Source organism: Bradyrhizobium sp. Kon56, from assembly GCF_055807635.1.
Map to the genome: position 1 here is coordinate 1 of NZ_JBVVOU010000334.1, position 298 is coordinate 298.

Below are 298 nucleotides of genomic sequence, written 5' to 3' on the forward strand. Positions count from 1 at the left end.
CATCTCGTCAGTACAAAATCGCGCCATTGCGGGCAGTGCTCAAGGAAAGTCGCACTCAGTACCAGAGGCTGGCGGAACAGGGGATAGATCAGTTTTTCGTCGTTTTCCAACAGCCGGCGCGGGCGTGTGCGGATGGTTGCCCGACGCTCCCAGTCTTCGGCGACGGAGCGGTAGTCGGTGATGCTCATGAACGCACCTCTTGCATGGAGGCCTGCACGTCATCCCAAAAAGTAATTCGGCTTTGCAGTGCATCGAGGGCGCCATTATCGGCTTGCTGCCGGCGGGTCGGGTCTGCGCC

General features: G+C 59.7%; 1 protein-coding gene. It reads right to left on the bottom strand.

The window, feature by feature from the left end:
• Positions 1 to 188: hypothetical protein (locus AC0L3B_RS39205; protein ID WP_473383115.1), on the bottom strand; the 188-nt coding region annotated here is incomplete at its 3' end.
• Positions 189 to 298: the final 110 nt, after the last annotated feature.